This window comes from Pseudobutyrivibrio xylanivorans, from assembly GCF_010906925.1.
In the GTDB taxonomy this organism is placed as follows: Bacteria; Bacillota; Clostridia; order Lachnospirales; family Lachnospiraceae; genus Pseudobutyrivibrio.
Genome location: NZ_VTVE01000005.1, coordinates 125,977 through 132,415, shown reverse-complemented (window position 1 = coordinate 132,415; position 6,439 = coordinate 125,977). Strand labels below are relative to the sequence as shown.

Sequence of the window (6,439 nt, the reverse complement as noted above, 5' to 3'; positions counted from 1 at the left end):
CACCCGTCCGCCACTCAGTCAATAATCCGTCACCCCGAAGGGATCGTAGAAAATTGCTTCGTTCGACTTGCATGTGTTAAGCACGCCGCCAGCGTTCATCCTGAGCCAGGATCAAACTCTCATGTTAAAAAGTTTAATTCCGAATCAGTATAAAACTGACTTGTTTACTAATAAAGGTTTTGTTTCGTCTTAGAAACTAAATGAATTTCAAGGATACATGTTTTAAAAACTTGTATTAATTCAAGGTTTGTTTCACTGTTCAGTTATCAATCTTCGCTTTGTTGTTGCCCTCAGCAGCAACTCGTTTATACTATCATGTCGCCAGCCGTTTGTCAACAACTTTTTTATTTATTTTTGAAACTTTTTAAGAAATTAAAATTGTATGAACAATTTTCTCAATTTCCTGATTCGTTTCAGCACTTTGTTTCCCTCAGTGCTCGATTATAATAGCACCAAGATTCACTAGTGTCAACAGATTTTCTGTGATTTTTTAAAGTAAATCTATTTGCCCGATTCGGTTAAAATTGTGTGAATTGTAGCAATTATTTTTACAATAATAAATGAGACCCCAAGATGTTGCCTTGAGGTCTCATTCTCTTAACGAGATATAGCATCAACCGCTTCTTTTACATTGGCCACTCCAACCACTTCTATTCCTTTTATATTAGAAACCGATGACAAATTAGAATACGGAATAATGGCTTTTTCAAATCCAAGCTTTTTTGCCTCGCTTACACGCTGCTCCGCCATGCTTACAGAACGTACCTCTCCAGATAGTCCTATCTCTCCAAATATTATAGTCTTAGCATCTACTGCGATTTCCTTCTCGCTGCTATATATTGCCATGGCAATGGCAAGGTCAACCGCAGGTTCATTTATTCTAATACCACCAGCTATGTTTACATATATATCTGATCGTCCAAGAAAGATACCGCAGGACCTATTAGCCTTGGCATCACGCATTCTCTCTAAAACAGCAACAAGTAGATTAACTCGATTGTAATCACATCCAGTAGCCATACGCCTAGGGATTTCAAAAGCAGTCTTGCTAACAAGAGACTGTATCTCCACTAGGATTGGACGAGTTCCTTCCATAGAACATGTAACAATAGAACCTGTGGCATTCTCAGGTCTTCCATCCAGCATAACAGCCGATGGATTCTTTACCTCCATAAGTCCCACATCTCGCATTTCAAAAACACCTATCTCATTTGTGGAACCAAATCTGTTCTTAACACCTCGAAGTATTCTATAGGAAGCGTGTCTATCACCCTCAAAATACAAAACTGTATCTACCATATGTTCAAGAACTCTAGGTCCAGCCACTGTACCTTCTTTTGTTACATGGCCAACTATAAATACAGCTATCCCCTGAACCTTGGCAATCTCCATAAGGACACTTGTGGATTCTCTAACCTGAGACACAGAACCTGGAGCAGATGTAACAGATTCATTGTACATAGTCTGAATAGAGTCAATAATCAAAACCGTAGGCTTCTCTCGTTCTACCACAGCCTTAATTGTATCTAGATTGGTCTCACATAAAAGATCTAGCTTGTCATTGAACTTTCCTATTCTATCTGCACGAATCTTAATCTGCTGTAGAGACTCCTCTCCGGATACATACATAACATCTACGCCAGCTAAGCAAAGCTCTCGGCAAGTCTGCAAAAGCAATGTAGATTTACCAATTCCCGGATCACCACCAACTAAAACCATAGAACCAGGAACAATTCCTCCACCAAGTACTCTATCAAACTCTTCTATATTAGTAGTGATTCTATTTTCATTTGACGCTGTAACATCAATTATCTTTGTAGGCTTGACATCTGAAACCTTTGCACGTGTCTTAATAGTCGTTTTATCGACCACCTCTTCTACAAGAGTATTCCACGCGCCACAAGCAGGACACTGCCCTGACCACTTAGATGTCTCGTTACCACATTCCTGACAAAAGAATACTGATACATTCTTTTTTGCCATATTACGCTCCTCTCATTTTTAACCATATTATATAGAAAAATCTCCCCATATTGCTATGGGAAGATTATAAATCATCTGCAGTATTAAACTCTCTTGACTGTTACATTGACTGCTACACCTGGGTCAAGCTCAACTGAAATATTAAGCTTACCACCTACATTGGTCTTCATCTGACCTGCGCTAGCGCCATCAACTGTAATCTCGTAATCTGTCTCTGGCTCAAGCTCCAATGTAACCATAGCATCTTCCTTACCCTCAACGGTAAAGGATACCTGCTCTGAAGTACAATTAAAATTAGCAACTGCTGTGCCAGGCACTGACTCATATACAAACATACCATTGCGCTCTAGCTTAGTAATGTCTGCAAAGGTCTTAACCTTGTATAAATCCCCTTCATGCTTGTAATTATCAAGCTTTTTCTTATCAGTAAGTGTGTAGTCACCAAAGCTGATAGTTCCATCTGCTTCACTGCGAATCAATTCGCTAATTACAGCCATCTCAAATCCTCCTGTATTGCTGCCATGAACGGCTTTTCATAGTCCGATTATAACAAAGGAAATTGTTTTTAACAACAATCATCGAACATAAAAATTAGCATTTTTCAAAAACAATTTCATCCTTTTTAATCTTAGCCTTAACTGAGTCAAAGGACTTGATTTTACCTGCCAAAATGTCTTCTGCCATAACATCCTCAAGTGCAGTCTGAATCTTTCTTCGAATAGGTCTAGCACCATATTTAGGATCAAACGCCTTCTCCACAATCCATGTCTTGACTGAAGCTGGAATAGATACAGTAATATCCATCTGCTCCTTGCAGCGAGAAATGAACTGATTAACCTGAAGAGCTGCAATTTTCTTCATATCATCCTTTGTGAGAGCTCTAAATACAATAGTCTCATCTATTCGATTCAAGAACTCTGGCTTGAATATACGCTTAACCTCTTCCATAACGCCATTTTTCATGAACTCGTAGTCCTTGCTTGCGTCTTCTTTGGAAGCAAATCCAAGCTTCTTCGGCTCAACAATAGCCTGAGCTCCAGCATTACTTGTCATAATAATGATAGTATTCTTGAAGTCTACCTTGCGTCCCTGCGAATCTGTAACATGACCATCATCAAGAATCTGCAAAAGCACATTAAATACATCTGGATGAGCCTTTTCAATCTCATCAAATAGGATAACTGAGTAAGGATTGCGACGAACTTTCTCAGAAAGCTGTCCACCCTCTTCGTATCCTACATATCCTGGAGGCGAACCAATCATCTTAGACACAGAGTGTTTCTCCATGTACTCACTCATATCTACACGAATCATAGATGACTCATTGCCAAACACTGCCTCAGCAAGTGCCTTTGAAATCTCAGTCTTACCAACGCCGGTAGGTCCTAAGAATAAGAATGAACCAATAGGTCTTCCCTTTTCCTTGAGGCCAACTCTGCCTCGTCTAACAGCACGAGCAACTGCAGAAACTGCCTCCTCTTGTCCAATAACTCTCTTATGTAAAATACTCTCGATTTTTCTAAGTCTAACTGATTCCTGCTCTGTAAGCTTAGCAACAGGTATCTTTGTCCAAAGGGCAACAACCGCTGCTACATCATTTTCAGTAAGGATTGCCTTTTTAGCCTGCTTCTTGCGAGAAGCCTTTTTCTCAGCTGCAAGCTTCTGCTCAAGAAGATTATCCTTTTCTTGCTTTAACTGACTAGCAAGGGCGATATCACCTGCAATAATAGCCTCTTCCATCTCCTCAGCCAAAACTGCAATACGGTCGTCAAGACCATCGTCCTTAACAGTCTTTTTGACGGTAGAAAGCTTTAGTGAAGCAGCTGCCTCATCCATTAAATCTATAGCCTTGTCAGGAAGGAATCTGTCTGCAATGTATCTCTCTGAAAGATTAACACAAGCTTCCACTGCCTCATCTGGAATAACTATTCCATGATGCTCCTCATAAAGATATCTAACGCCCTTAAGAATAGCGATAGTCTCCTCTGTAGATGGCTCTTCCACAACAACTGGCTGGAAACGACGCTCTAAGGCCGCATCCTTTTCCACATATTTACGATACTCAGTAATAGTTGTAGCACCGAGAATCTGAATCTCACCTCTAGCCATAGCTGGCTTTAAAATATTAGAAGCGTCTATAGCTCCCTCGGCTCCACCAGCGCCGATAAGTGTATGAATCTCGTCTATAAATAGAAGGATATTGCCTTCTTCGATTACCTCTGCAATAACACGCTTGATTCGCTCTTCGAACTCACCACGATACTTAGAGCCGGCAACCATGCCAGATAAATCAAGAGAGAGAACTCTTATGTCCTTAACAGAATCAGGAACGCTTCCCTCCACAATCCTCTCAGCAAGGCCCTCTACTATAGCTGTCTTACCAACTCCAGGCTCGCCAATAAGACATGGATTATTTTTTCCACGTCTAGATAAAATCTGTATTACTCGCTGAATCTCAGCGTCTCTTCCAACTATTGGGTCAAGCTCTCCATCCTCTGCCATCTGAGTCAGGTCTCTAGAGAATTGATCCAAATATGAAACATCATTTTTCTTGCGGCCACTGTTAATAGCCTGCATCTCTTCCTTATATACTGCGCCCTCTGCGCCCATGCCTGCTACTAGCTCCGAAAAAAGCTTGTGTGGATTAACATCAAGAGAGTTGAGAAGTCTAGCTCCTGAACAATCCTGCATGCGTATCATAGCAAGAAGTAAGTGTTCTGTACCTATAGTCTTTGAATTGCATTTGTCTGCTTCATCCGCAGCATGATCTAATAGCTGTTCCATCTTTGGTGTGTATCCATCACGCTCCTGAACAGCAACCTCTCCACCTGGAGATATGAGCTCTTCTACCAATTTAAGTAGATTGTCTCTATTAACACCATTTGAATTCAAAACCTTTGCAGCAAGAGAATTTTCCTGGTCAATAATAGAAATAAGCAAATGCTCTGTGCCAACATAACTGTGCTGCAAAGACTTTGATAACTTTGATGCACCAGTAATGGCTCTTTTAGCCTGTTTTGAATATTCCATATTTAGCTCCTTTGCCAAATTAGATTAAAGATCATTAAGATCCATCATATTGAGACTAGCATCACGGCGCTCCTCAAAAGAGCCTTCGCTAGTGCTGAAGTCGTCGTAATCGTCGTATTCCTCTTCTTCGTCCTCGAAAATATCCTCTTCCTCATCCTCTTCTTCCTCTTCAGGATTAGTGAATACGATTGAACGAGGTAATTTCTTAGATGTCTTAACTGGAGACTTAGCAAAAACATCTCCATCAAAATCATCGTCATCTCCACGAGACTTGAGAATCTTATTGATTGTAATAAACAGAAGGATAACGCAAAGAACAATAAGTCCCATTATTATCTTTCTATATAATCCAAGCTTTTCCTTGTAAACACTATTATCAACTGCCTCAGTCTGAGTGGTCTCTGCATCATCGTCAGAAGAATCTGCACTTGCAGAAAGAGCAGCTGTATCAACACGTGATACAGTGCCATAAGTCTGGTCGTAAACAAACCATCCCTCTACCTGATCCTGATTCTGTCCGTAAACATAGAAGAATTCTGCACCATCAATAGTAAATGCAGGTACATCAACTCCATTTACATTGACAACTGTCTGTGAAAATCCGCTACCAGGTGCATCCGCTGCATCCTTAACAAGAACATATTTGTCAGCATCACCTAATAATACGAAATTAGAAACTGTACCAGCAGCCTCATCATAAATATAGAAAACACCAGAACCCTGTGTGTTATCAGCAGGCTTTAAATATAGAAGTGTAATTGCACCATTTGTAAGCTCGCTGTATGTGCCATCAGCGATTTGGATAGTGGTCTTTTCAAAACCAGCTGGGATTTCGTTATCCTTATATCTCTCAGAAACTACATACGCTACCCCACCGATATCAAATCCGCCATCAGCATTTAAGGTACCAACCGCCGAACCTGATGGTGCTGCAGGGGCTGTAGCCTCTGGCTGTTCTGCTGGCTCTGCAGGCTCTTCTGCTGCTGGTTCTTCTGCTGCTGGCTCTGGCTCAGCTGGTGCCTCAGCTGCCGCTGCAGAACCACCACCTATAGTAAGAGTAGTACTACTTCCCGAACAACTAGATGATGATACTATAATAGAAGCTGTACCCTCAGCTGCTGCTGAAAATACTACATCTCCTGTCTTACCATCGAAAGAAACTGAATTCCCCTGAGAACTATATCCTGAAACTGAACAACTACTGAGGGTCAACATACTAGATGTGTATTTAACAGTAACAGTTCCACTCTCTGTAGCTGTAATGGAAACTGTAATAGAATCCCCCACTGAAGCAGAGCTCTTTGAAACAGCAATGGTGGTCGTGCCCTGAGCAAGAGCAACCATGTTCATTGCAAAAACCATAATCCCTATAGCAATAATATTTATAGTCCTTTTAAACAATTTATTCATAATCAATTACCTTCCG

At 40.8% G+C, this 6,439-nt stretch carries 4 protein-coding genes and 1 rRNA gene; all 5 read right to left on the bottom strand.

Annotation, left to right across the window (positions count from 1 at the left end):
• A 16S ribosomal RNA gene (locus F0Q01_RS13165) occupies positions 1-127 on the bottom strand; the annotation flags it as partial.
• A 470-nt stretch (positions 128-597) separates the two neighbouring features.
• The gene (gene radA, locus F0Q01_RS13160; protein ID WP_090489270.1) at positions 598-1,983 is read right to left on the bottom strand and encodes a DNA repair protein RadA; all 1,386 of its coding nucleotides are present in this window, start codon (positions 1,981-1,983) and stop codon (positions 598-600) included.
• A gap of 83 nt (positions 1,984-2,066) precedes the next feature.
• Entirely contained in the window at positions 2,067-2,480 is a 414-nt protein-coding gene (locus F0Q01_RS13155) for an endosialidase (protein ID WP_090155026.1), read from the bottom strand.
• Between the two features lie 94 nt (positions 2,481-2,574).
• The gene (locus tag F0Q01_RS13150; protein WP_090155024.1) at positions 2,575-5,013 is read right to left on the bottom strand and encodes an ATP-dependent Clp protease ATP-binding subunit; all 2,439 of its coding nucleotides are present in this window, start codon (positions 5,011-5,013) and stop codon (positions 2,575-2,577) included.
• Between the two features lie 24 nt (positions 5,014-5,037).
• Positions 5,038-6,423 carry a hypothetical protein gene (locus tag F0Q01_RS13145; RefSeq protein WP_090489268.1) on the bottom strand — a complete coding sequence of 462 codons (1,386 nt, stop codon included), beginning with the start codon at positions 6,421-6,423 and terminating at the stop codon, positions 5,038-5,040.
• Positions 6,424-6,439 lie beyond the last annotated feature (16 nt).